Raw genomic sequence first — 22,968 nt, 5'->3', positions numbered from 1 at the left:
TCACCGTTTGCTTTTGATGATGGTGCCCAGGCCTTGCAGATAGGCCACCAGCGCGTCCATTTCAGTCTTGCCCTTCACGGCATCCCTGGCGCCGGCGATGTCTTCGTCGGTGTAGGGAACGCCCAGGGAGCGCAGGACTTCCATTTTCTTGGCGGTGTCTTTGCCGTCGAGCTTGTTTTCTACGAGGAACGGGTAGGCCGGCATTTTCGACTCCGGCACGACGTTGCGCGGGTTGTACAAGTGCGCACGCTGCCAGTCGTCGGAGTAGCGGCCGCCGACGCGGGCCAGGTCCGGACCGGTACGCTTGGAACCCCACAGGAACGGGTGGTCCCAGACGCTTTCACCGGCGACCGAGTAGTGGCCGTAGCGTTCGGTCTCGGCGCGGAACGGACGGATCATCTGCGAATGGCAGCCGACACAACCGTTGGCGATGTAGACGTCGCGGCCTTCGAGTTCAAGGGCGGTGCGCGGCTTCATGCCTTCGACCGGCTTGTTGGTCACGTCCTGGAAGAACAGTGGAACGATCTGGGTCAGGCCGCCGATGCTGACGGCGATAACCATGAAGAAGGCCAGCAGGCCGATATTCTTCTCTACTGCTTCGTGCTTCATCAGTGAGCTCCAACAACGGCGATCTTGGCAGCGGCTTCAGCTTCAGCCGGGTCAGAGGCACGAACGGTGCGCAACACGTTGTAAGCCATCAGCAGCATGCCGCTGGCGAAGAACGCGCCGCCCAGGGCACGGACAATAAAGCCCGGGTGGCTGGCTTGCAGCGCTTCGACGAACGAGTAGGTCAGGGTGCCGTCGTCGTTGATCGCACGCCACATCAGGCCTTGGGTAATGCCGTTGACCCACATCGAGGCGATGTACAGCACGGTGCCGATGGTCGCGAGCCAGAAGTGCGCGTTGATCAGGCCAGTGCTGTGCATCTGCGCGCGACCGAACAGTTTCGGGATCATGTGGTAGATGGCGCCGATGGAAATCATCGCTACCCAGCCGAGGGCGCCGGCGTGTACGTGGCCGATGGTCCAGTCGGTGTAGTGGCTCAAGGAGTTGACGGTCTTGATGGCCATCATCGGGCCTTCGAAGGTCGACATGCCGTAGAACGCCAAAGACACCACCAGGAACCGCAGGATCGGGTCGGTGCGCAGCTTATGCCAGGCGCCCGAGAGGGTCATCATGCCGTTGATCATGCCGCCCCAGCTTGGCGCCAGCAGGATGATCGACATCGCCATGCCCAGGGACTGCGCCCAGTCCGGCAGCGCGGTGTAGTGCAGGTGGTGAGGGCCGGCCCAGATGTACAGGGTGATCAGCGCCCAGAAGTGCACGATGGACAGACGATAGGAGTAGATCGGACGCTCGGCCTGTTTCGGCACGAAGTAGTACATCATCCCCAGAAAGCCGGTGGTCAGGAAGAAGCCCACGGCGTTGTGGCCGTACCACCATTGGATCATCGCGTCGGTGGCGCCCGAATAGGCCGAGTAAGACTTGAAGAAGCTGACCGGCAGGGACGCGTGGTTGACGATGTGCAACATGGCGGTGACGACGATGAACGCACCGTAGAACCAGTTGCCGACATAAATGTGCTTGGTCTTGCGCTTGACGATGGTGCCGAAGAACACCAAACCGTAGGTCACCCAGACGATGGCCAGCAGGATAGCCAGGGGCCATTCCAGTTCCGCGTATTCCTTGGTGGTGGTGAAACCCATTGGCAAGGTCACGATCGCGCCAACGATCACCGCTTGCCAACCCCAGAAGGTGAAGGCGGCGAGGCTGTCGGAAATCAGTCGCGTTTGGCAGGTTCGCTGCACGACGTAATAAGAAGTGGCAAACAACGCACAACCACCGAAGGCGAAGATCACCAGGTTGGTGTGCAGCGGGCGCAGGCGTCCAAATGTCGTCCATGGCAGATCGAAGTTCAACTCCGGCCAGACCAGTTGCGAGGCGATGAAGACACCGAGCCCCATGCCAAGGATCCCCCAGACCACCGTCATGATGGCGAACTGGCGGACTACCTTATAGTTATAAGCAGTCGGACTGATTGCTGTGCTCATTCTAAGGTTCCACGGTTTGGGTGTTTTATTAGGATAAAAATCGGTCGCAAGTATGGAGAAAGCGGGGGGTCATTGCAACGCGCCATGACCGGGGTCAATGCTTTCCAAAGCTGATTCTGCGGCCTTTCCATGTTCGGTGTAGGGACAAAATTGGCCCTCGGCAAAATGTCGCGACAAAGGAAGGAGGCGAGGGGGTCAGGTCGGTTGTAACGGGGTGTGTTCAAACACGGCGTTCGGGGGGTGACAGGCAACTGTCGCAACAGCCGGTATTCACCTGCCTTTGCGGCCTTTTTGTCGAACGATTGTCGAACGCATCGGGTCGGATCGACCTGAAACCGGCAGTCGCCAGCACACGCAAAGGCAAGCTTAGACCTGATTCCATGGAACCGAAAGAAAGACTAAGGCAGGGTGCGACAATGAGTCGCGCAGGGGCACGGAACGGCCGCATCCAGATGAACGCGGCTGTTCGTGTGGTCAGGATTTATTCGCTTTTGTGTTCCGCTTGCAGGCGCTCGGTGCCGGCACCCTGGGACAGGCTGTAGACGTAAGCCGCGAGCAGTTGCACCTTATCATTGCCAAGCAGTTCATTCTGCGCAGGCATATGGCCTTGGCGACCATGGCGAATGGTCTGCTGCAATTGGGCCAGGCTGGTGCCGTAGATAAAGCCGGCCGGTTGCGTCAGGTTCGGCGCGCCCATGGCTTCGGTGCCCTGGCCGTTGGCGCCGTGGCAGGCGACGCAGGTGGTGCTGAACGCTTGCTGGCCGGCTTGCAGATCGGCACCGCTGTCCGCCGGTAGCGGCAGGCCTGCCAGATCGTGTCGCACATACGCGGCGACGTTCCTGACCCCGGCATCTCCCAACACGTCGCCCCAGGCCGGCATCGCTGCCATGCGGCCGCCCATGATGGTCGCCTTGATGGTTTCGGCATTGCCGCCCCAGCGCCAGTTGCTGTCGGCAAGGTTCGGGAAGCCGAAGGCGCCTTTGGCGTCCGAGCCATGGCAGACCGAGCAGTTGGAAGCGAACAAGCGGCTGCCCATTTTCAAGGCTTGCGGATCCTTGGCGACTTCTTCCACCGGCATCGCCGAGAACCTGGCGAAGATTGGCCCGAACCTGGCGTCAGCCTTGGCCATTTCCTTTTCCCATTCATGGGCGCCGGTCCAGCCGTTGTCGTAGCCGGGCAGGATGCCTTTCCAGTTGCCCAGGCCCGGATAGAGAATCAGGTAGCCAACGGAAAACACCAAGGTGCCGGCGAACAACAGGAACCACCATTGCGGCAGCGGGTTGTCGTATTCCTCGATGCCGTCGAAGCTGTGGCCCATGGTCTGGTCGACGCTGCCCTTGGTCTCGCCCTTGCGGGTGCCGATCAGCAGCCAGGTCAGGCCGATGAGGCTGCCGAGGGTCAGTACGCAGATCCACATACTCCAGAAAGTGGTCATGACCGGGTACTCCTTGGTTCAGGGTCTTGGGGGATGAGGTCGGCGGGCGGCTCATCGGCAAACGGCAGCAGGCGTGCCTGGGCGAATTCCGGGCCGCGCTTGCTGCTGAACACCCACAGGACCAGGCCGATGAAAGCGATGAACACCACGACGGTGCCCAGGCCGCGGATCATTCCAGTACTCATTTCAAGCACCATGGCTCACCTCTTGCTCTTGATGGCAGTGCCAAGCACTTGCAGGTAGGCCACCAGCGCATCCATTTCGGTCTTGCCCTTGAGCGTGGCCGTCGCGCCTGCGATGTCATCGTCGGTGTACGGCACGCCGAGGGTGCGCATGGCGCGCAGCTTGCCTTCGGTGTGGCTGCTGTCGACGGCTTGGGTGACGAGCCACGGGTAGGCCGGCATTTTCGATTCGGGCACGACGTTGCGCGGGTTGTACAAGTGCGCGCGATGCCAATCATCGGAGTAACGCGCGCCGACCCGCGCCAGGTCCGGGCCAGTGCGCTTGGAGCCCCAAAGGAACGGGTGATCCCAGACGCTTTCGCCGGCCACCGAGTAATGGCCGTAGCGCTCGGTCTCGGCGCGAAACGGACGAATCATCTGCGAGTGGCAGCCGACGCAGCCTTCGCGGATGTAAATGTCGCGGCCTTCCAACTGCAGGGCGGTGTAGGGTTTCATGCCGTCCACCGGTTTATTGGTCACGTCCTGGAAGAACAGCGGCACGATCTGGGTCAAGCCCCCGATACTCACGGCCAGGACCATCAGCAGCATCAGCAGGCCGACGTTTTTTTCGATTGTTTCGTGATTCATCGCGGACTCCTCAAGCCATCTGCGCGGCAACGGTGGCTTCGGCAGGCTGAGAGGCCCGCACGGTGCGCCAGGTGTTGTAGGCCATCAGCAACATGCCGCTGAGGAAGATCGCCCCGCCTACCAGCCGCACGATGAAGCCTGGGTGGCTGGCCACCAGGGTTTCGACGAAGGAGTAGGTGAGCGTGCCGTCTTCGTTCACCGCACGCCACATCAGGCCCTGGGCAATGCCGTTGACCCACATCGAGGCGATGTACAAAACGGTGCCGATGGTTGCGAGCCAGAAGTGCGCGTTGATCAGGCCGATACTGTGCATCTGCGCGCGGCCGAAGACTTTGGGGATCATGTGGTACAGCGCGCCGATGGAAATCATCGCCACCCAGCCCAGTGCGCCGGCGTGTACGTGGCCGATGGTCCAGTCGGTGTAGTGGGAGAGGGCGTTGACGGTCTTGATCGCCATCATCGGCCCTTCGAAGGTCGACATGCCGTAGAACGCCAGGGACACCACCAGAAAGCGCAGGATCGGGTCGCTGCGCAATTTATGCCAGGCGCCCGAGAGGGTCATCATGCCGTTGATCATGCCGCCCCAGCTTGGCGCCAGCAGGATCAGCGACATTACCATCCCCAGCGATTGCGCCCAATCCGGCAGCGCGGTGTAGTGCAGGTGGTGCGGGCCGGCCCAGATATACAGCGTGATCAGCGCCCAGAAGTGGACAATGGACAGACGATACGAATACACCGGACGCTCGGCCTGTTTCGGCACGAAGTAATACATCATCCCCAGGAAGCCTGCGGTGAGGAAAAAGCCTACGGCGTTGTGGCCGTACCACCATTGCACCATCGCATCGGTGGCCCCGGCATACACCGAGTAGGATTTGGTCAGGCTCACCGGCAATTCCAGGTTGTTGACGATGTGCAGGATCGCCACGGTCAGGATGAACCCGCCGAAGAACCAGTTGCCGACGTAGATGTGCTTGGTCCTACGCTTGGCCACGGTGCCGAAGAACACGATGGCGTAGGCCACCCAGACGATGGTGATCAGAATGTCGATCGGCCATTCCAATTCGGCGTATTCCTTGGAACTGGTGTAGCCCAGCGGCAGGCTGATGGCCGCCAGCAGGATCACAAGCTGCCAGCCCCAAAAGCAGAATGCGGCGATTTTCGGCGCGAACAACGTTGTCTGGCAGGTGCGCTGCACTGAATAAAACGAACTCGCAAACAACGCGCAACCGCCGAAGGCAAAGATCACCGCATTGGTGTGCAACGGGCGCAGGCGGCCGAAGCTGGTCCAGGGCAAATCGAAGTTGAGCTGCGGCCAGACCAACTGGGCCGCGAGAAAAACCCCGAGTCCCATGCCGACGATGCCCCACACCACCGTCATAATGGCGAATTGGCGGACCACCTTGTAGTTGTAGGCGGTACTGATAGAAGTGTTCATGGTTCCCATCCACGGTTCAGTCGAAGTGAGTGCCTGCGCAAGGCAGTGCGGCGTTCTTCGCCTGGAGTTATAGGCAGACTAAAAGCGAGGCAAGCATGGACAAACAGCACAAGGCCAGTATTGACGGGGATCAATGGGCGCGATGCGTGGCGGAGCATGGTTGGCTGTGGACGGCCGCCAAGCCAGGTGCTGGCGCCGAGTCGCCGACCCTGATCCTGGCCCATGGCGCCGGCGCACCGATGGACAGCGGTTTCATGGCGCAAATGGCCACCCGCCTAGGTGCACAGGGCGTCAATGTGTTGCGCTTCGAGTTTCCCTACATGGCCCAGCGGCGCGTGGACGGCGGCAAGCGTCCACCGAACCCTGCGCCAAAGCTGCTGGAATGCTGGCGAGAGGTGTACGCCACCGTGCGGCCTTATGTCGCTGGGCGGCTGGCCATTGGCGGCAAGTCCATGGGCGGGCGCATGGCTAGTTTGGTGGCTGATGAGCTGGGCGCCGACGCGCTGGTATGCCTGGGCTATCCCTTCTACGCGGTAGGCAAACCGGAGAAACCGCGGGTCGAGCACTTGGCAATGTTGAAGACCCGAACCTTGATCGTCCAGGGTGAGCGGGATGCGTTGGGCAATCGGGAGGCGGTGCAGGGCTACACGTTGTCACCGGGCATCGAGGTGATGTGGCTGGTGGCGGCGGATCATGATCTGAAACCGTTGAAGGCGTCGGGGTTTAGTCATGAGCAGCATTTGGAGGCGGCGGCGCAGGCGGTGGCCGGGTTTGTGTCTCAAGACTGATGCTGCCAGTCATGGCCTCATCGCGAGCAAGCTCGCTCCCACATTGGAATGCATTTGAATGAACGCCCCACACCCCCTGTGGGAGCGAGCTTGCTCGCGATGAGGCCTGCCAGACGACAAAAACCCGGAAGCTTTCGCTGTCCGGGTCTTTGGTTCGCCAATTGAACTCAGCGGTTGAACCGCTCCACCAACGAATACTGCGTGTTGGCCGTGCGGGTCAGTTCTTCGCTCAGCAGCGCCGAGCTGTGGGCCTGCCCAGAGGTCTGGTCGGCCAGTTCCGAGATGTTACTGATGTTGCGGCTGATTTCCTCGGCCACCGAACTTTGTTCCTCGGTCGCGGCGGCGATCTGAGTGGTCATGTCGGTGATGTGTGCCACCGCTTCGCTGATCCCCGCCAGTGCCTGGTCGGCTTCCATGACCCGCGCAACGCCTTCTTCAGCCTGGCGATGACCGGCGTCCATGGTCTGCACGGCGTTGGTGGCGGTCTGTTGCAGTTTGGCGATCAAGGCATGGATCTGCCCAGTGGACTCGCTGGTGCGTTGGGCCAATTGCCGCACTTCATCGGCGACGACGGCAAACCCGCGTCCCATCTCGCCGGCGCGGGCCGCTTCGATGGCGGCGTTGAGGGCCAGCAGGTTGGTCTGGTCGGCGATGCCCTTGATCACGTCAACCACGCCACCGATTTCGTCGCTGTCCTTGGCCAACTGGGTCACGGTCTGCCCGGTCTCGCCCACGACGACCGACAGTCGCTCGATGGCCTCGCGGGTTTCGCCTGCAATGTCGCGACCGCGTCCCGTCAGGCGATTGGCCTCTTGGGTGGCATCGGCGGTGCGCTGCACGTGGCTGGCGACTTCCTGGGTGGTCGCGGCCATCTGGTTGATGGCGGTGGCCACTTGTTCGGTTTCCACCCGCTGGCGCTCCAGGCCGCTGGAGCTGTCGTGGGCCAACGCGCTGGATTGGCGCGCCTGGCCGTTCAGGTGCTCGGCAGTGTCCTGCAGGCGGGTCAGGCAGGTTTTGAGGCGGGCTTCCTGGCTCAGGATCGACATCTCCAGGCGTGCCTGGACGCCGCGGCTATCGGTGAACATCCGTGCGATCAACGGGTCCGAGGTGGTTTGTTCGGCCAGGCGCAGCAGGCGCTTGATACCGCGTTGCTGCCACTGCAGGCCCAGCAGTCCCAACGGCACCGACAGCAGGCCAGCGAGGGCAAAACCCCAGGAAGAGGTGAAAAAAGCGCCGACAACGAAACTCAACTGGCTGACCAGGATGAACGGCAGCCAGTCCTGCAGCATCGGCAGCCATTTATCGCTGCCCGGCACTGCGGATTTGCCTTGGTTGAGGCGCTTATAAAGGGCTTCGGCTCGGGTAATCTGCTCAGCGGTGGGTTTGACCCGTACCGATTCATAGCCTACGACCTGATTGCCTTCGAACACGGGCGTGACGTAGGCGTTGACCCAGTAGTGATCGCCGTTCTGGCAGCGATTTTTGACGATGCCCATCCATGGCAAGCCTTGTTTCAACGTGTTCCACATGTGGGTGAACACGGCCGACGGAACGTCGGGATGGCGCACCAGGTTGTGCGGCGAATGGATCAATTGTTCCTTTGTAAAACCACTGATGTCGATGAAAGCATCGTTGCAGTAGGTAATCACACCCTTGGCGTTGGTGGTGGAAATAAGTCGTTGCTGGGCCGGGAAGGTCCTTTCGCGTTGTGTAATAGGCTGGTTGTTACGCATGGTGTGGTAGTCCGCAAGGCTTTGAAAGGTTGTCGGCACCGTCAGCTTTTTGTTGAAGTAATTCTTCCCGGCGGTGTCACGCCAGCATCGGGTAGGTAAACAGGGTGAAGTGAAGCAGGTTGAGGCCAAAATGCGTGGCTATCGCTGCACCCAGGCCACCCAATCGATAGGCCAGGCCGTAACCGATCCCGGCCAGCCCCGACAGCAGCACCCATTCCCAACCGGCACCGGCATGCACCAGGCCGAACACCAGCGAGGCCAGCAGTAACGCGAGGTTGTCGCCATGGCGCAAGTGTTGAAAGCGCCGGCTCAGGCCTCCCTGGATATAGCCACGAAACAGCGCTTCCTCCACCAACGTCACCAGAAGAAGATTATTCAGGACCCACAGCCAGGCCGAGTCTGGCCATTTAGGCGCCCAATTGATCATGCCCAGCAGCATGGCCCCGCCCAGGGCCAGGATCGTACTGATGCACATGCCCAGGGCCGTGGCATAGACAGACAAGCGAAACGGGCGCCGTCCGATGATCCATGGGCAGAACAACAGCAACCAGAAGCCGATCAGTGGCTTGTCCTGGTTCAGGTACATGGCGAATCGCACGGCATCATCGGTAAAACGTTGTGCCGCGATGGCCCTGCCGTTGAAGAAGCCTGGCATCCAGTGCAGGGCCAGCGCGACCGCGAGCACCGCGAATAGGCAATGCCCGAGGAACTGCCCGACCGGCGTCTGCCGCTGGCGAACGGCATACCCGGCGAACAGCAGCAGCGCGACCGAAATAGCCGCTGTCCAGGCCAGGTGGCCATAGACCAGGGCGAAGCCATAGCCGATCGAGAGAAGGGCCAGGTAGGGCCAGGGTAGGGCGGGCATGTCGAATCCTTGGGGCTGGAAAACGGGCGAAGCTCGCAGAGCCGGCGGGGATTATAGGCAGGCCCATACAAAAACACCGCCTATCTGAGGCGGTGTTTTCGTAGGACGCTTCTTTTTATCCTGCAATCAATTGCCGTAGGACAAAGTGCAGGATGCCACCGGCCTTGAAATATTCCACTTCATTCAAGGTGTCGATCCGGCACAACACTTCAATCCGTTCCTGGCTACCGTCTTCGCGGGTAATGACCACGGGCAGGTTCATGCGTGGCGTCAGCTCGGTGTCGCTCAAACCGAGGATGTCCAAAGTTTCCCTGCCGGTGAGGTTCAGGCTCTTGCGATTCTGATCGAGCTTGAATTGCAACGGCAGCACGCCCATGCCCACCAGGTTGGAGCGGTGGATACGCTCGAAGCTTTCGGCGATAACGGCCTTGACTCCCAGCAGGTTCGTACCCTTGGCCGCCCAGTCTCGACTTGACCCCGTGCCGTATTCCTGACCCGCGATCACCACCAATGGCGTGCCGGTGGCCTGGTACAACATCGCGGCATCGTAGATCGACATGCGTTCGCCGTTGGGGATATAGATCGTATTGCCGCCTTCCTCGCCGCCGAGCATTTCGTTGCGGATGCGGATGTTGGCGAAGGTGCCTCGCATCATGACCTGGTGATTGCCCCGTCGCGAACCGTAGGAGTTGAAGTCCCGTGGCTCGACGCCCTGTTCACGCAGGTAGCGACCGGCCGGGCTGTCCGCCTTGATGTTGCCGGCGGGGGAGATGTGGTCCGTGGTCACCGAGTCTCCCAGCAGAGCGAGGACCCGCGCACCCTCCACGTTTTTGACCGCGGGTGGAGGCCCGCCAATATCGTCGAAGAACGGTGGATGCTGGATGTACGTGGAGTCCGATTGCCAGACGTAGGTCGCGGCTTGTGGAACCTCGATCGCTTGCCATTGCTCGTCGCCGGCAAACACGGCGGCATATTCCTTGTGGAACATGCTTGTGTCCACTTGAGCCACCGCGTCGGCCACTTCCTTGCTGCTCGGCCAGATGTCCCGCAGGTACACCGGATTGCCTTCGCGGTCGTTGCCCAGCGGTTCGCTGCTGATGTCGATGCGCACGGTGCCGGCCAGGGCATAGGCGACCACCAGTGGCGGTGAGGCCAGCCAGTTGGTTTTCACCAAAGGATGCACCCGTCCCTCGAAGTTGCGGTTACCCGACAGCACGGACGCCACGGACAGGTCGGCTTTCTGGATGGCTTTTTCAATCGGATCGGGCAGCGGGCCTGAATTGCCGATACACGTCGTGCAACCATAGCCCACCAGGTCGAAACCGAGTTTGTCGAGGTATTCGGTCAGGCCGGCGGCCTTGTAGTAGTCGGTCACCACTTTCGAGCCCGGTGCCAGGGAACTCTTCACCCAAGGCTTGCGGGCCAGGCCTTTTTCCACGGCTTTTTTCGCAAGCAATCCGGCGGCCATCATCACGCTGGGGTTGGAGGTGTTGGTACAGGACGTAATCGCCGCGATGACCACGGCGCCGTTCTTCAGGCGGTGGGTCTGGCCTTCGAATTCATATTCCGCTTCGCCCACCTGGTCGGCGTTGCCAACCGCGACACCGCCGCCGCCTTCGCTTTCGAGGCGACCTTCTTCTTTGCTGGTGGGCTTTACCTGAAGGCCCAGGAAGTCGCTGAAGGCCTGGCCGACATTCGGCAGCGACACCCGGTCCTGGGGACGCTTGGGGCCGGCGAGGCTGGCTTCGACACTGCCCATGTCCAGTTCCAGCGTGTCAGTGAAAACCGGTTCCTGCCCTGGCAACCGCCACAGTCCCTGGGCCTTGCAGTAGGCTTCCACCAGTTTCACGGTTTCCGTCGGACGGCCGGACAGGCGCAGGTAGTCCAGCGTCACATCGTCCACGGGGAAGAAGCCGCAGGTGGCGCCGTACTCCGGGGCCATGTTGGCGATGGTGGCGCGATCGGCCAATGGCAGGTCGGCTAGACCGTCGCCATAGAACTCGACGAATTTGCCCACCACGCCTTTCTTGCGCAGCATCTGCGTGACGGTCAGCACCAGGTCGGTGGCGGTGATGCCTTCGCGCAGTTTGCCGACGAGTTTGAAGCCGATGACTTCCGGAATCAGCATCGATACCGGTTGGCCGAGCATCGCCGCTTCCGCTTCGATACCGCCGACGCCCCAGCCGAGCACGCCCAGGCCATTGATCATGGTGGTGTGGGAGTCGGTGCCGACCAGGGTGTCGGGGAAGGCGTAGAGACGACCGTCTTCCTCTTTGGTCCATACGGTACGGCCCAGGTATTCAAGGTTGACCTGGTGGCAGATGCCGGTGCCCGGTGGCACCACGCTGAAGTTGTCGAACGCGCTCTGGCCCCAACGCAGGAAGGCGTAGCGTTCGCCGTTGCGCTGCATCTCGATGTCGACGTTCTGCTCGAAGGCCTGTTGGCTGGCGAACTTGTCCACCATCACCGAGTGGTCGATGACCAGGTCGACCGGTGACAGCGGATTGATCCTCTGCGGATCGCCGCCGGCCTTTTCCACCGCTGCGCGCATGGCCGCCAGGTCGACCACGGCGGGGACGCCGGTGAAGTCCTGCATCAGCACCCGGGCCGGGCGGTATTGAATCTCGCGGTCGGAACGGCGCTCCTTGAGCCAGCCGGCCAGCGCCTTGAGGTCGGTGCCGGTGACGGTTTTGTCATCTTCCCAGCGCAACAGGTTTTCCAGCAGAACCTTGAGGGACATCGGCAACTTGTCCAAGTCGCCCAGGCTTCGCGCTGCGTCCGGCAGGCTGAAATAATGGTAGGTCCTGGCGTCGACTTGCAATGTTTTAAGGGTTTTCAGGCTATCGATGGACGGCATTGAAATCACTCCTTTGAGTCCGCACGGCTACGGACTGACGGAACGGACAGAGCCTTTAACCTAGCCCTGTTTTGAACGTATGACTAATCACTGGACTGTATAGCAAGGTTCGCGGTTCCGAACTCCGCTATCATGCGCCGGTTTTCGTGACAGGCTTTGCTACGGAGTTTCAATGAACACGCTTTTCATGCACTGCCGGCCGGGCTTCGAAGGCGAGGTCTGTTCCGAGATCGCCGAACACGCGGCCCGGCTCAACGTCGCCGGGTACGCCAAGGCCAAGCCGGCCAGCGCCTGCGCCGAATTTGTCTGTACCGAAGAGGACGGCGCCGAGCGGTTGATGCGCGCGCAACGTTTCGCCGATCTGATTTTTCCTCGGCAGTGGGCGCGTGGCACGTTCATCGAACTGCCTGAGACCGACCGAATCAGCGTCATCCTGACCCACATGGCGGCCTTCCCGACGTGTGGCAGCCTGTGGCTGGAGGTGGTTGACACGAACGACGGCAAGGAACTGTCGAACTTCTGCAAGAAGTTCGAAGGCCCGCTGCGCAAGGCCTTGGGCGGGGCAGGGAAACTGCTGGACGACCCGCGCAAGCCGCGCCTGCTGTTGACCTTCAAGAGCGGTCGTGAAGTCTTCCTTGGCCTGGCTGAGGCGGATAACTCAGCGATGTGGCCGATGGGTATCCCGCGCCTGAAGTTCCCCCGGGACGCGCCGAGCCGCTCCACACTCAAGCTCGAGGAGGCCTGGCACCATTTCATTCCTCGGGACCAGTGGGACGAACGCCTGCACAGCGACATGACCGGTGTGGACCTCGGTGCGGCGCCGGGTGGCTGGACGTGGCAATTGGTCAACCGTGGCATGCTGGTGACGGCCATCGATAATGGCCCAATGGCCGAAAGCCTGATGGACACCGGCCTGGTGCAGCACTTGATGGCAGACGGATTCACGTTCAAGCCCAGGCAGCCGGTCGACTGGATGGTCTGCGACATCGTCGAGAAACCGGCGCGCAACGCGGCGATGCTGGAAGAGTGGATCGGCGAGGGCCATTGCCGCGAGGCCGTGGTCAACCTCAAGTTGCCGATGAAACAGCGTTACGCCGAGGTGAAACGCCTGCTCGAACGCATCGCCGAGGGTTTCAAGGCCCGGGGCATCCAGGTCGAGATCGGCTGCAAGCAGCTGTACCACGACCGAGAGGAGGTGACGTGTCATCTGCGGCGGTTGGACACCAAAAAAACGAAGTCCCGTTAGTCCTCGAAAGCCAATGAAGCCCTTGTGGGAGCGAGCCTGCTCGCGATAGCGGTGGGTCAGCTTGCATCAATGTTAAATGTGTCGACGCCATCGCGAGCAAGCTCGCTCCCACAGGGTGCAGTGTTGAACCAGGGGTGACCGAACGCCCACATTGCGCGACAATGCCGGCCAGTTTCAGGAGTAGATCATGAGTGAAATGAACGATGCGCCAATCGACGGCACGCTGGATGCCACTGGTCTGAATTGCCCGGAACCGGTAATGATGTTGCACCAGCATATCCGCGACCTGGCCCCAGGTGGCCTGCTCAAAGTCATCGCCACCGACCCCTCGACTCGCCGCGACATCCCTAAGTTCTGCGTGTTTCTGGACCACGAGCTGGTGGCCCAGCAAGAGGACGCCGGCACCTACCTCTACTGGATCCGCAAGAAACTCGCCTAACCCGTCGCACGGCTGATGCGGATCTGCCCTCGCGCGCTGCGTGCCAGGCGAATCGACAGCATCAGCGCCGCGCAGCTCAACCCCACGATCAAGCCTTGCCATAATCCGCTTGGGCCACTGGCGGTGCCGAGCCTGTCGGTCAGGCCCAGGGCGTAACCCACCGGCAAGCCGATGCCCCAGTAAGCGAAGAGCGTCAGGATCATCGTCACCCGGGTGTCCTGGTAGCCGCGCAATGCGCCGGCCGCCGTGACCTGGATCGCATCGGAAAACTGGAACAGCGCCGCGTAGACGATCAGCATCGATGCGACCTCGATCACCCGCGGATCGGCTGTGTAGATCGCTGCGATGGGGCCGCGCAGCGCGAACATCACGCTCGCTGACAGGCACGCGTACGCCAGGGCCGTGCCCATGCCGACGCCCGCGGCGAAGCGCGCCTCTCGAGGCTGGCCACGCCCCAGCGCCTGGCCTACCCGTACCGTCACGGCCATGCCCAGGGAGTAGGGGATCATGAACACCAGCGAGCTGAAGTTCAGCGCGATCTGGTGCCCGGCCACCACCGTGGCGCCGAGGCTGCCGATCAGCAGAGCGATCACTGCAAAGATGCTCGACTCGGCAAACACCGCGATGCCAATCGGCAGGCCAATGCCCAGCAGGCGCTTGATCATCGACCATTGCGGCCAGTCGAAACGGGCGAACAGACGGCTCGATTGATAGATTGGGGCCCGATACGTCCAGATCGCCATGCCCGCTGCCATGAACCACATCACGATGGCGGTGGCCCAGCCGCAGCCAACCCCGCCCATGGCCGGGACGCCCAGGTGCCCGTAGATGAAGATGTAATTGAGCGGAATGTTCAGCGCCAGTCCGCACAGCCCCAGCACCATGGCCGGTCGCGTGCGCCCCAGGCCGTCGCTGAAACAGCGCAGTACGTAATAGAGCGCCACTGCCGGGAGCCCGGTGCCTATACCCCGCAGGTATTCCATGCAAGGGCCGATCAATTCGGGATCGACGTGCATCACATGCAGGATCGGCTCGGCGCTGAACAGCGCCAATGTCGCGACCAGCCCCACCGCGAGGGCCAACCACAATGCCTGGCGCACCAAGGGGCCAATCTGTTCGAACGTGCCGGCCCCGAAACGCTGGGCAACTTTTGGCGTAGTGGCCAGCAGCGTGCCGGTCATCAACAGGAATACCGGCACCCAGATCGAATTACCCAGCGCCACCGCGGCGAGGTCCCGCGGGCCGACCCGCCCGGCCATCACCGCATCGACAAAACCCATGGCAGTGGTCGCCATTTGCGCCACCATGATCGGCAAGGCGAGGGCGAGCAGCGTCTTGAGCTCCAGGCGAACCCGGGCGGGGCGAGAGAGGACGGAAGGAGTGTCGATTGCAGGATTCACGAGGCAAGCATCCGAAAAAGATAAACGCAAGGCGGCGGATTCTACGCCTTGACGCAGTGGTCAGGAAAAAACCTGTGTTGTGGATTTGTAATCGCTCGCTAAGTCGTACGAATGCTGTTGTGGCGAGGGAACTTGCTCCCGCTCGACTGCGCGGCAGTCGCCTGCCTTTTGGGCCCGCTTCGCAGGCCAGCGGGAGCAAGCTTCCTCGCCACAAACGGGTTCACTGAAGTAATGGGCTGGCTCATCGAGGCGAGGAACGCCTACACTGCCCGTCCCGCCAAAGGAGCTCTGCCATGCTGATCGTCGCCGACGAAAACATTCCCCTGCTCGATGCATTTTTCCAAGGTTTCGGTGAGATCCGCCGGGTGCCGGGGCGGGGCATTGACCGGGCATTGGTAGAGCAGGCCGATGTGCTGTTGGTGCGGTCGGTCAGCCAGGTCAATCGAGCCCTGCTGGAAGGCAGCAAGGTGCGCTTCGTCGGCACTTGCACCATTGGCACTGATCACCTGGACCTGGATTATTTTGCCGAGGCCGGCATCCGCTGGGCCAGCGCGCCTGGCTGCAATGCCCGTGGCGTGGTGGATTACGTACTGGGCAGCCTTATGGCCCTGGCTGAGATCGAAGGCGCGGATCTTGCGCGGCGCACGTTTGGCGTGGTCGGCGCGGGGCAGGTAGGTGGGCGGTTGATCGAGGTGCTCAAGGGCCTGGGCTGGGCTGTGAAAGTCTGCGACCCGCCTCGCCACGCTGCCGAAGGCGGCGACTACGTGAGCCTGGAGCAGATCATCGAGGAATGCGACGTCATCAGCCTGCACACGCCATTGGCTCGCACGGGTGAGCACGTGACTTGGCACCTTTTTGATGAGCATCGCTTGAACAGCCTGAAGCCTGGCACCTGGCTGATCAACGCCGCGCGCGGCCCGGTCATCGATAACTCGGCGTTGCGCGAGGTGCTGTTGGAGCGCGAAGACCTCCAGGCGGTGCTTGATGTCTGGGAGCAGGAGCCGACGGTGGACGTGGACCTGGCCGACCTCTGCGTGATCGCCACCCCGCACATTGCCGGCTACAGCCTTGACGGTCGCCAGCGCGGCACGGCGCAGATCTACCAGGCCCTGTGCGATTTTCTTGGGCGGCCCGCCGAAGTCGATCTGGCCGACTTGTTACCCCGGCCCTGGCTCGGAGGCATCACGCTGGATGCCGATACCGACCCGGCCTGGGCGCTGGCGGTGTTGTGCCGGAGCGTGTACGACCCGCGCCGCGACGATGCGGATTTTCGCCGCAGCTTGATCGGTACGGTGAGTGAGCAGCGCAGTGCGTTTGATGCGTTGCGCAAGCATTACCCGCCACGCCGGGAGATCGACAGCTTGAAGGTGCGTATTGAAGGGCAGTCGACGGCCTTGCAGCAGATCGTGACGGCCTTGGGAGCTACTATCGTTTAAGCCCGGTGAACAGGCATAAAAAACCCGACATCAAGGTCGGGTTCAATTGAAGACGGGCTGTATCACTTTTGTTCGGCAGGTTTGACCAGTCGTTTCTCCAGCTCGCTGCAGGCTTTCTGGATCATGTCTTCGGTGATCGGTACTTCGCGCCCTTGGGCATCGATGAACGAGCAGCCCAGGGACTGGTCCGGTTGCGTGCGGATTACTTGAATCTTGTCGTCGCTGCTGTGTTGCAAGGACATGGCCTGTCTCCTCATCAGGTTGCGTGCCTATCGTAATGTCGTCAGGTGACCGAGCCATGACACTCCTTGAAGGTCCATGACGACAGCTCCACTCAACCAGAAACACACTCGCGTTTCCAGCCAGACGTTAGACCGATAACATCTAGGCATTAGTCTCGGCGGTCATATTTAACCTGACTCATTTCGATTCCACTTGGTTCCGCTGCGTTTCGGTACTGATGGCCAATCTTTTCCTGTTGCATTATCGGACACTCTCGATGCTTTCTTCACGACATCGCCGCGCAATACGCCTGGCCAGCGGCTTCATCGCCCCTTACCGCAAACAGGTCGCCGGTGCTTTGCTGGCCCTGATTGTCACGGCCGGTATCACGTTGTCCATGGGCCAAGGGATCCGCCTGCTGGTGGACCAAGGCTTCATGACCCGTTCGCCGCATCTGCTCAATCAGTCCATAGGCCTGTTCATGGTGCTGGTGGTGGGCCTGGCTATCGGTACGTTTGCACGCTTTTATCTCGTGTCATGGATCGGTGAGCGGGTGGTGGCCGATATCCGGCGGCAGGTCTTCAATCACCTGGTGTATCTGCACCCGGGCTTCTACGAGAACAATCGCAGTTCGGAAATCCAGTCACGCCTGACCGCCGATACGACTCTGCTGCAATCGGTGATTGGTTCGTCGCTGTCGTTGTTCCTGCGCAACGCCTTGATGGTGATTGGCGGCATCGTGCTGCTGTTTGTCACCAACCCCAAGCTGACCAGTATCGTGGTCATTGCCCTGCCATTGGTCCTGGCGCCGATCCTGGTGTTCGGGCGACGGGTGCGCAGCTTGTCGCGCCAGAGCCAGGATCGCATCGCCGACGTCGGCAGCTACGTCTCCGAAACCCTCGGCCAGATCAAGACCGTGCAGGCCTACAACCACCAGGTCCAGGATGAACAACGTTTTTCCGTGACGGTGGAGCAAGCCTTCGACACCGCCCGCAAGCGCATCGCCCAGCGGGCCTGGTTGATCACCCTGGTGATCGTGCTGGTGCTGGGTGCGGTAGGGGTGATGCTCTGGGTCGGCGGCATGGATGTGATCGCCGGGCGGATTTCCGGCGGCGAGCTCGCGGCGTTCGTGTTCTACAGCCTGATCGTTGGCAGCGCCTTTGGCACCCTCAGCGAAGTGATCGGCGAGCTGCAACGGGCAGCGGGCGCCGCGGAACGCATTGCCGAGTTGCTGCGTTCGCAGAACATTATCCAGCCACCGGTCACAGGGCTGGTGACGTTGCCGGAGCGGGTGCGGGGTGACTTGCGCCTTGAAGGCGTGCGTTTTTCCTACCCCTCCCGACCGGACAGCTATGCGGTCGATGGCCTCGACCTGAGCATCAAGGCCGGCGAAACCCTGGCCCTCGTCGGGCCATCCGGCGCGGGCAAGTCAACGGTGTATGACCTGCTGCTGCGCTTCTACGATCCGGTGCAAGGGCGGATCCTGATCGACGACGTGCCGTTGACCTCGGTCGACCCTTTGGACCTGCGTCGTCATTTCGCCCTGGTTTCTCAAAACCCGGCACTGTTTTTCGGCACGGTCGAAGAAAATCTTCGCTACGGCAATCCCCAAGCAACATTCGAGCAGGTACGCGAGGCTGCGCAGATCGCCCACGCCCATGATTTCATAGAAAAAATGCCTGACGGCTACCAGACCCACCTGGGCGATGGCGGCCTTGGACTGTCCGGCGGCCAGCGCCAACGCCTGGCGATCGCCCGGGCCCTGCTGGTGGACGCGCCAATCCTGCTACTGGACGAAGCCACCAGCGCCCTCGACGCGCAAAGTGAACACCTGATCCAGCAAGCCTTGCCCAGCCTGATGAAGAACCGTACCACCCTGGTCATCGCCCATCGCCTGGCCACGGTGAAAAACGCCGCCCGGATTGCGGTGATGGACCAAGGCAAGGTGGTTGCGGTGGGTAGCCATCAGGAACTGGTTGCAAGCAATGCGCTGTATGCGCGGTTGGCAGCGTTGCAGTTCAGTCAGCAGGGTGAGTCGCAAAGCTGAGCTCGAGCCAAGCTATTGTGGGAGCGAGCCTGCTCGCGAAAGCGGTGCGACAGTCAACCCTAAAGTTGCCGGTCTATCGCTTCGCGAGCAGGCTTACTCCCACAGTTTTCTCAAGGATGGGGCTTCCACTCACTGATCATCAAAATACCGCTCATGCCAGTCCACCAGCGGTTGCGGCAAGTTGAGCTTCTGGCCGTAGATGACCGAGTACGACAACACGTTCTGCACGTATTGGCGGGTTTCGTCGAAGGGGATGCTTTCGACCCAGACGTCGAAGCTCAGGTGGTCTGCACCGCGCAACCATTGGCGCACGCGACCGGGGCCGGCGTTGTAGGCGGCGGAGGCGAGGACGCGGTTGCCGTTGAACTGGCTGTGCACCTGGCTCAGGTACGCCGCGCCCAGCTGGATATTCTTGTCCGGGTTGAAGACTTGCTGCGGTGATGCCAGGGGAATATTGAATTTGCGCGCGGTTTCCTTGGCCGTGGCCGGCATCAATTGCATGAGGCCGCTGGCGCCGACACCGGAGCGGGCGTCGTCCATGAACGCACTTTCCTGCCGGGTGATGGCGAACGCCCAGCTAGGGTGCAAACCGCGGATCTTGGCTTCTCGCACCAGCGTGTCGCGGTAGGCCATCGGGAAACGGATATCCAAGTCATCCCAGTATTTGGCCTGGCTGATGGTGCGGATAGCTGGGAAATACCACTTGAGGTCGTAGGCCAGTTTCGCCTGGGCGACCATTTCGTCCCGGCTGAAATGGCGGCTGACGTGATACCACTCGCGGCGTCCGTCCACGATTTGACCACGCGCGTGGAATTCCAGTGCCCGGCGTATGCCCGGTGTATTGCGGACTTTGTTGATCAGCGCCTGGCTCATGGGCAGCGGCTTGTTCACCAGCGAATACGGTGACTGGGACCGGTCGGCGGCCAGGAAACCGTAGAAATCACGCTCGCGAGCCAGGTGCTTGTAGAGCGTCAGCGCTTCGGGGTTCTGTGGCTGCGCCAGTTCCAGGCTACGGGCCTGCCAGTAGCGCCAGCGATTGGTGCTCGCCAGCGATTCGGGCAGGCGGCGGGTCAGTTGGTAGGCGTCGTCCCAGCGGGCGAGGCGCAGGAGCAGGCGCAAGCGCCACTCCGATACGGTGTCGTCCCGAAGCTCCGGGTCATATTTGGTCATGACATCCAGGGCGCGGCTATCGAAGCGCTTGGCCAGGGTCAGGCCGATTTCCCGGGCGATGGCGACCTTCTCGTCCCGAGAGAAACGCATGGTGCTGGCATAGCCCTCCAGCAATGACATGGCTTTTTCCGGGTCCTGGCGGGCCAGGCGGCGCAGCCCAAGACTGACGACATCGGACATGGGCTCATCGGCGGGCATGAAGCGCGAAGGCTGGTTGAGCAGTTCGGGCTTTTGCGCGACGTCAACCAACAGCTCGCCTCGGGGGGCAAGGGTGGTCAGGCCGCTGATCAGGCTATTGGCCAGCGGATAGTTGCGTGCCTGGGCCGCCAGTTTCGCGCGCTCCCAGCGTTTCTGCTCGGTCAACTGGCCTTGCGCGGCCCACATGCCGAACAGCGCGTCGCAAGCCGTCGGCTGGGATTTACCGGTAAGCCATAGTTTCTCGGCGTTGGCATAACCTTCGGCCTTAAGGCCATGGCTCAGTTGATATTGAGCGTTGAGGCAATCCAGCTCGGTGAAGTTGAGCTTGGGATCGTAATACTTGACGAAGGTTGCCCAGTCGCCACGTTCGGCCAACCAGCGCAACCAGCGCAACTTCATCCAGTTGGCCTGGGGCAGGTCGCCATGTTCGGCGAGGAATTTTTCGATTTCGGCGTTGCTCGCGCTCTTGAGTCGCGCAGTCAGTTCGTCATAGGCCAGGTACGGTTCCAGCGGATAATCGCGCAGGGCCTGACTGTAGCGAAAGTAGGGAGCGGAATCGCCTTTGGCCAGAGCACGCTTGGCCTCGTCGTAGTACTGGCGCTGGGTGGAAATATCCACCGCATGGGCGGTTTGAACGGCAGTGGCACATACAAACAAACAAGATAAAACACTGAAAAGGCGACTGCGCATGATACGTCCGGGCAAAGATAAACATGACAAGCCCAAGGAGAAACCCAGGGTAATTTGCCTGTAGCTTAGCCTTTTGCCAGCAACCGGCGAAAGCTTTGCGGGACTGTTGGCACAACTTGGCAACATTTGTAGTACAGAGTGCTTCGACGACGAAATTGACGGACTTTTGAGGTCTCTTCTCAGGTAGAATGCGCGCCCGGTTTTTGGAGAAGCTCATGACCCTGCTCAAATTCAGCGATGTGTCCCTTGCTTTCGGCGCGATGCCGTTGTTGGACAAGGTGTCCTGGCAGATCGCCCGTGGAGAGCGGGTGTGCATCATCGGCCGCAACGGCACTGGCAAGTCCAGCATGATGAAGCTGGTCAAGGGGGATCAGAAGCCCGATGACGGCTCCGTCTGGCGTGCGCCCGGGCTGAAAATCGGCGAGCTGCCCCAAGAGCTGCCGGTAGCCGACGAGCGGACCGTGTTCGACGTGGTTGCCGAAGGCCTGGACGGTGTCGGCGCGCTGCTGGCCGAATATCACCACCTGAGCCAGAACATCGTCACCGATGCCGACCTGGACAAGCTGATGCATGTGCAGCACGACCTCGAGGCCCGTGATGGCTGGCGCCTGCAGCAATTGGTCGACAGCACCTTGAGCCGCCTGCAACTCCCGGCTGACAAGACCTTGGCCGAGCTGTCCGGCGGCTGGCGTCGTCGGGTGCTGCTGGCCCAGGCCCTCGTGTCCGAGCCAGACCTTTTGCTGCTCGACGAACCGACCAACCACCTGGACATCGGTGCCATCGCCTGGCTTGAAGAAGCGCTGAAGGATTTCCAAGGGGCGGTTCTGTTCATCACGCACGACCGTTCTTTCCTGCAGAACCTGGCGACCCGCATCCTCGAACTGGATCGTGGCGGCCTGATCGATTGGAACGGCGACTACGCCAGTTTCCTGGTGCACAAGGAAGCGGTGCTGGCGGCGGAAGAAACCGCCAACGCCTTGTTCGACAAGCGCCTGGCCCAGGAAGAAGTGTGGATCCGCCAGGGCATCAAGGCCCGACGGACTCGTAACGAAGGCCGTGTGCGCGCCCTCAAGGCATTGCGCGTGGAGCGTAGCGAACGTCGCGAGCGCACCGGCAAGGCCAATATCCAGCTCGAGACGGCCGACAAGTCGGGCAAGCAGGTCATGGTGCTGGAAGATGTCAGTTTCGCCCATCCGGGCGGCCCGTTCCTGATCAAGGATTTCTCCATGGTCCTGCAACGCGGTGACCGGATCGGCCTGCTTGGCGCCAACGGTACCGGCAAGACGACCCTGCTCAAGCTGATGCTTGGCGGCCTGGTGCCGACCAGCGGCAAAGTGGAGGAGGGGACAAAGATCGACGTCGCCTATTTCGACCAGTTGCGCCATCAGTTGGACTTGGAAAAAACCGTGATCGACAACGTCGCCGAAGGCCGCGACTTCATCGAAATCGATGGCCAGAGCCGCCACGTATTGAGTTACCTCGGCGACTTCCTGTTCAGCCCACAGCGCGCCCGTACGCCGGTGAAAGCGCTGTCTGGTGGTGAGCGGGCGCGGCTGCTGCTGGCCAAGTTGTTCAGCAAGCCGGCGAACCTGCTGGTGCTCGACGAACCAACCAACGACTTGGACGTGGAAACCCTCGAGCTGCTGGAAGAAGTGTTGTTGACGTTCAACGGCACCGTGCTGATGGTCAGCCACGATCGGGCCTTCCTCGATAACGTGGTCACTAGCACGTTGGTGTTCGAAGGCGAGGGGCTGGTTCGCGAATATGTCGGTGGTTATCAGGATTGGCTACGCCAAGGCGGCTCGCCGCGCCTGCTGGGTGTGACAGAGAGCAAATCAGGCAAGGCCGACTTGAACTCCGCGGTCGTCAAGGCCGAGCCGGCGCCGGTTGCCGCCGCTGCCGCACCGGCTCCGACCAAGAAAAAGCTCAGCTACAAGCTGCAGCGAGAACTGGAAGCCTTGCCAGGTGATATCGACGCGAAGGAGCAGCAGATCGCCGCGGTGGAGGCCGAGATGGCTGATGCCGGCTTCTACCAGCGTCCCGCGGCCGAAACCGCCAAGGTAATCGCGCATCTGGAACAGTTGCAGGCTGAGCTGGATGCGCTGGTCGAGCGTTGGGCTGAGCTGGACGCTTGATCCGCTGTTGAG

At 61.4% G+C, this 22,968-nt stretch carries 18 protein-coding genes; 6 read left to right on the top strand and 12 right to left on the bottom strand.

Features of this window, described 5'->3' with window-relative positions:
* From ccoO (ACLK1G_RS06650) to ccoN (ACLK1G_RS06625), 6 genes are all read right to left on the bottom strand, one after another.
* Positions 1–609 (bottom strand): cytochrome-c oxidase, cbb3-type subunit II, encoded by a 609-nt coding sequence (ccoO, locus tag ACLK1G_RS06650; RefSeq protein ID WP_039589059.1) that lies wholly within the window; start codon positions 607–609, stop codon positions 1–3.
* Positions 609–2,051, bottom strand: coding sequence for a cytochrome-c oxidase, cbb3-type subunit I (gene ccoN, locus ACLK1G_RS06645; protein WP_420764704.1), 1,443 nt, complete (start codon positions 2,049–2,051; stop codon positions 609–611). The genes ccoO (ACLK1G_RS06650) and ccoN (ACLK1G_RS06645) overlap by 1 nt, the downstream gene beginning before the upstream one ends.
* A 481-nt stretch (positions 2,052–2,532) precedes the next feature.
* Complete coding sequence (gene ccoP / locus ACLK1G_RS06640) at positions 2,533–3,486, bottom strand: cytochrome-c oxidase, cbb3-type subunit III (RefSeq protein WP_420764703.1); 954 nt, start codon at positions 3,484–3,486, stop codon at positions 2,533–2,535.
* Complete coding sequence (locus ACLK1G_RS06635) at positions 3,483–3,683, bottom strand: cbb3-type cytochrome oxidase subunit 3 (protein WP_420764702.1); 201 nt, start codon at positions 3,681–3,683, stop codon at positions 3,483–3,485. Before ACLK1G_RS06635 ends, ccoP begins: the two co-directional genes overlap by 4 nt.
* Before the next feature lie 3 nt (positions 3,684–3,686).
* Positions 3,687–4,295, bottom strand: a complete 609-nt coding sequence (gene ccoO / locus ACLK1G_RS06630; RefSeq protein WP_420764701.1) for a cytochrome-c oxidase, cbb3-type subunit II — start codon at positions 4,293–4,295, stop codon at positions 3,687–3,689.
* Between the two features lie 10 nt (positions 4,296–4,305).
* A complete protein-coding gene (ccoN, locus tag ACLK1G_RS06625; RefSeq protein ID WP_420764700.1) occupies positions 4,306–5,730 on the bottom strand; it encodes a cytochrome-c oxidase, cbb3-type subunit I in 1,425 nt (474 codons plus the stop codon).
* Positions 5,731–5,825: 95 nt separating this feature from the next.
* On the opposite strand from ccoN (ACLK1G_RS06625), the gene ACLK1G_RS06620 reads away from it, so the two are divergent.
* Positions 5,826–6,518, top strand: coding sequence for an alpha/beta family hydrolase (locus tag ACLK1G_RS06620; protein WP_420764699.1), 693 nt, complete (start codon positions 5,826–5,828; stop codon positions 6,516–6,518).
* Positions 6,519–6,685: 167 nt separating this feature from the next.
* Here the strand turns inward: ACLK1G_RS06620 and ACLK1G_RS06615 are convergent, their stop codons facing one another.
* The 3 genes from ACLK1G_RS06615 to acnA form a co-directional block, all read right to left on the bottom strand.
* Entirely contained in the window at positions 6,686–8,251 is a 1,566-nt protein-coding gene (locus ACLK1G_RS06615; protein ID WP_420764698.1) for a methyl-accepting chemotaxis protein, read from the bottom strand.
* A gap of 76 nt (positions 8,252–8,327) precedes the next feature.
* Positions 8,328–9,116 carry a CPBP family intramembrane glutamic endopeptidase gene (locus ACLK1G_RS06610; protein ID WP_420764697.1) on the bottom strand — a complete coding sequence of 263 codons (789 nt, stop codon included), beginning with the start codon at positions 9,114–9,116 and terminating at the stop codon, positions 8,328–8,330.
* 115 nt (positions 9,117–9,231) lie between these two features.
* Positions 9,232–11,973, bottom strand: coding sequence for an aconitate hydratase AcnA (gene acnA / locus ACLK1G_RS06605; protein ID WP_420764696.1), 2,742 nt, complete (start codon positions 11,971–11,973; stop codon positions 9,232–9,234).
* A gap of 172 nt (positions 11,974–12,145) precedes the next feature.
* On the opposite strand from acnA, the gene rlmM reads away from it, so the two are divergent.
* A complete protein-coding gene (gene rlmM / locus ACLK1G_RS06600) occupies positions 12,146–13,219 on the top strand; it encodes a 23S rRNA (cytidine(2498)-2'-O)-methyltransferase RlmM (protein WP_420764695.1) in 1,074 nt (357 codons plus the stop codon).
* A gap of 187 nt (positions 13,220–13,406) precedes the next feature.
* Positions 13,407–13,658 (top strand): sulfurtransferase TusA, encoded by a 252-nt coding sequence (gene tusA / locus ACLK1G_RS06595; protein ID WP_420764694.1) that lies wholly within the window; start codon positions 13,407–13,409, stop codon positions 13,656–13,658.
* On the opposite strand, the gene ACLK1G_RS06590 is transcribed toward tusA, so the two are convergent.
* The gene (locus ACLK1G_RS06590; RefSeq protein WP_420764693.1) at positions 13,655–15,058 is read right to left on the bottom strand and encodes an MATE family efflux transporter; all 1,404 of its coding nucleotides are present in this window, start codon (positions 15,056–15,058) and stop codon (positions 13,655–13,657) included. The genes tusA and ACLK1G_RS06590 overlap by 4 nt on opposite strands.
* A gap of 293 nt (positions 15,059–15,351) precedes the next feature.
* Here ACLK1G_RS06590 and pdxB point away from each other — a divergent pair, with 293 nt between their 5' ends.
* The gene (gene pdxB, locus ACLK1G_RS06585; protein WP_420764692.1) at positions 15,352–16,494 is read left to right on the top strand and encodes a 4-phosphoerythronate dehydrogenase PdxB; all 1,143 of its coding nucleotides are present in this window, start codon (positions 15,352–15,354) and stop codon (positions 16,492–16,494) included.
* A gap of 62 nt (positions 16,495–16,556) precedes the next feature.
* Here pdxB and ACLK1G_RS06580 read toward each other — a convergent pair whose 3' ends face one another.
* Positions 16,557–16,736, bottom strand: coding sequence for a PA1571 family protein (locus tag ACLK1G_RS06580; protein WP_003199629.1), 180 nt, complete (start codon positions 16,734–16,736; stop codon positions 16,557–16,559).
* Positions 16,737–16,954: 218 nt separating this feature from the next.
* On the opposite strand from ACLK1G_RS06580, the gene ACLK1G_RS06575 reads away from it, so the two are divergent.
* On the top strand, positions 16,955–18,763 hold the full coding sequence (locus tag ACLK1G_RS06575) for an ABC transporter transmembrane domain-containing protein (RefSeq protein ID WP_420764691.1): 1,809 nt from the start codon (positions 16,955–16,957) through the stop codon (positions 18,761–18,763).
* A 129-nt stretch (positions 18,764–18,892) separates the two neighbouring features.
* Here the strand turns inward: ACLK1G_RS06575 and ACLK1G_RS06570 are convergent, their stop codons facing one another.
* A complete protein-coding gene (locus tag ACLK1G_RS06570; RefSeq protein ID WP_420764690.1) occupies positions 18,893–20,821 on the bottom strand; it encodes a transglycosylase SLT domain-containing protein in 1,929 nt (642 codons plus the stop codon).
* A 215-nt stretch (positions 20,822–21,036) separates the two neighbouring features.
* On the opposite strand from ACLK1G_RS06570, the gene ACLK1G_RS06565 reads away from it, so the two are divergent.
* A complete protein-coding gene (locus ACLK1G_RS06565; protein ID WP_420764689.1) occupies positions 21,037–22,956 on the top strand; it encodes an ATP-binding cassette domain-containing protein in 1,920 nt (639 codons plus the stop codon).
* Positions 22,957–22,968 lie beyond the last annotated feature (12 nt).

This window comes from Pseudomonas algeriensis, from assembly GCF_048847255.1.
Lineage (GTDB): Bacteria > Pseudomonadota > Gammaproteobacteria > Pseudomonadales > Pseudomonadaceae > Aquipseudomonas.
The sequence above is the reverse complement of the archived record's forward strand: the minus strand, read 5'-3'. Positions and strand labels throughout refer to the sequence as shown.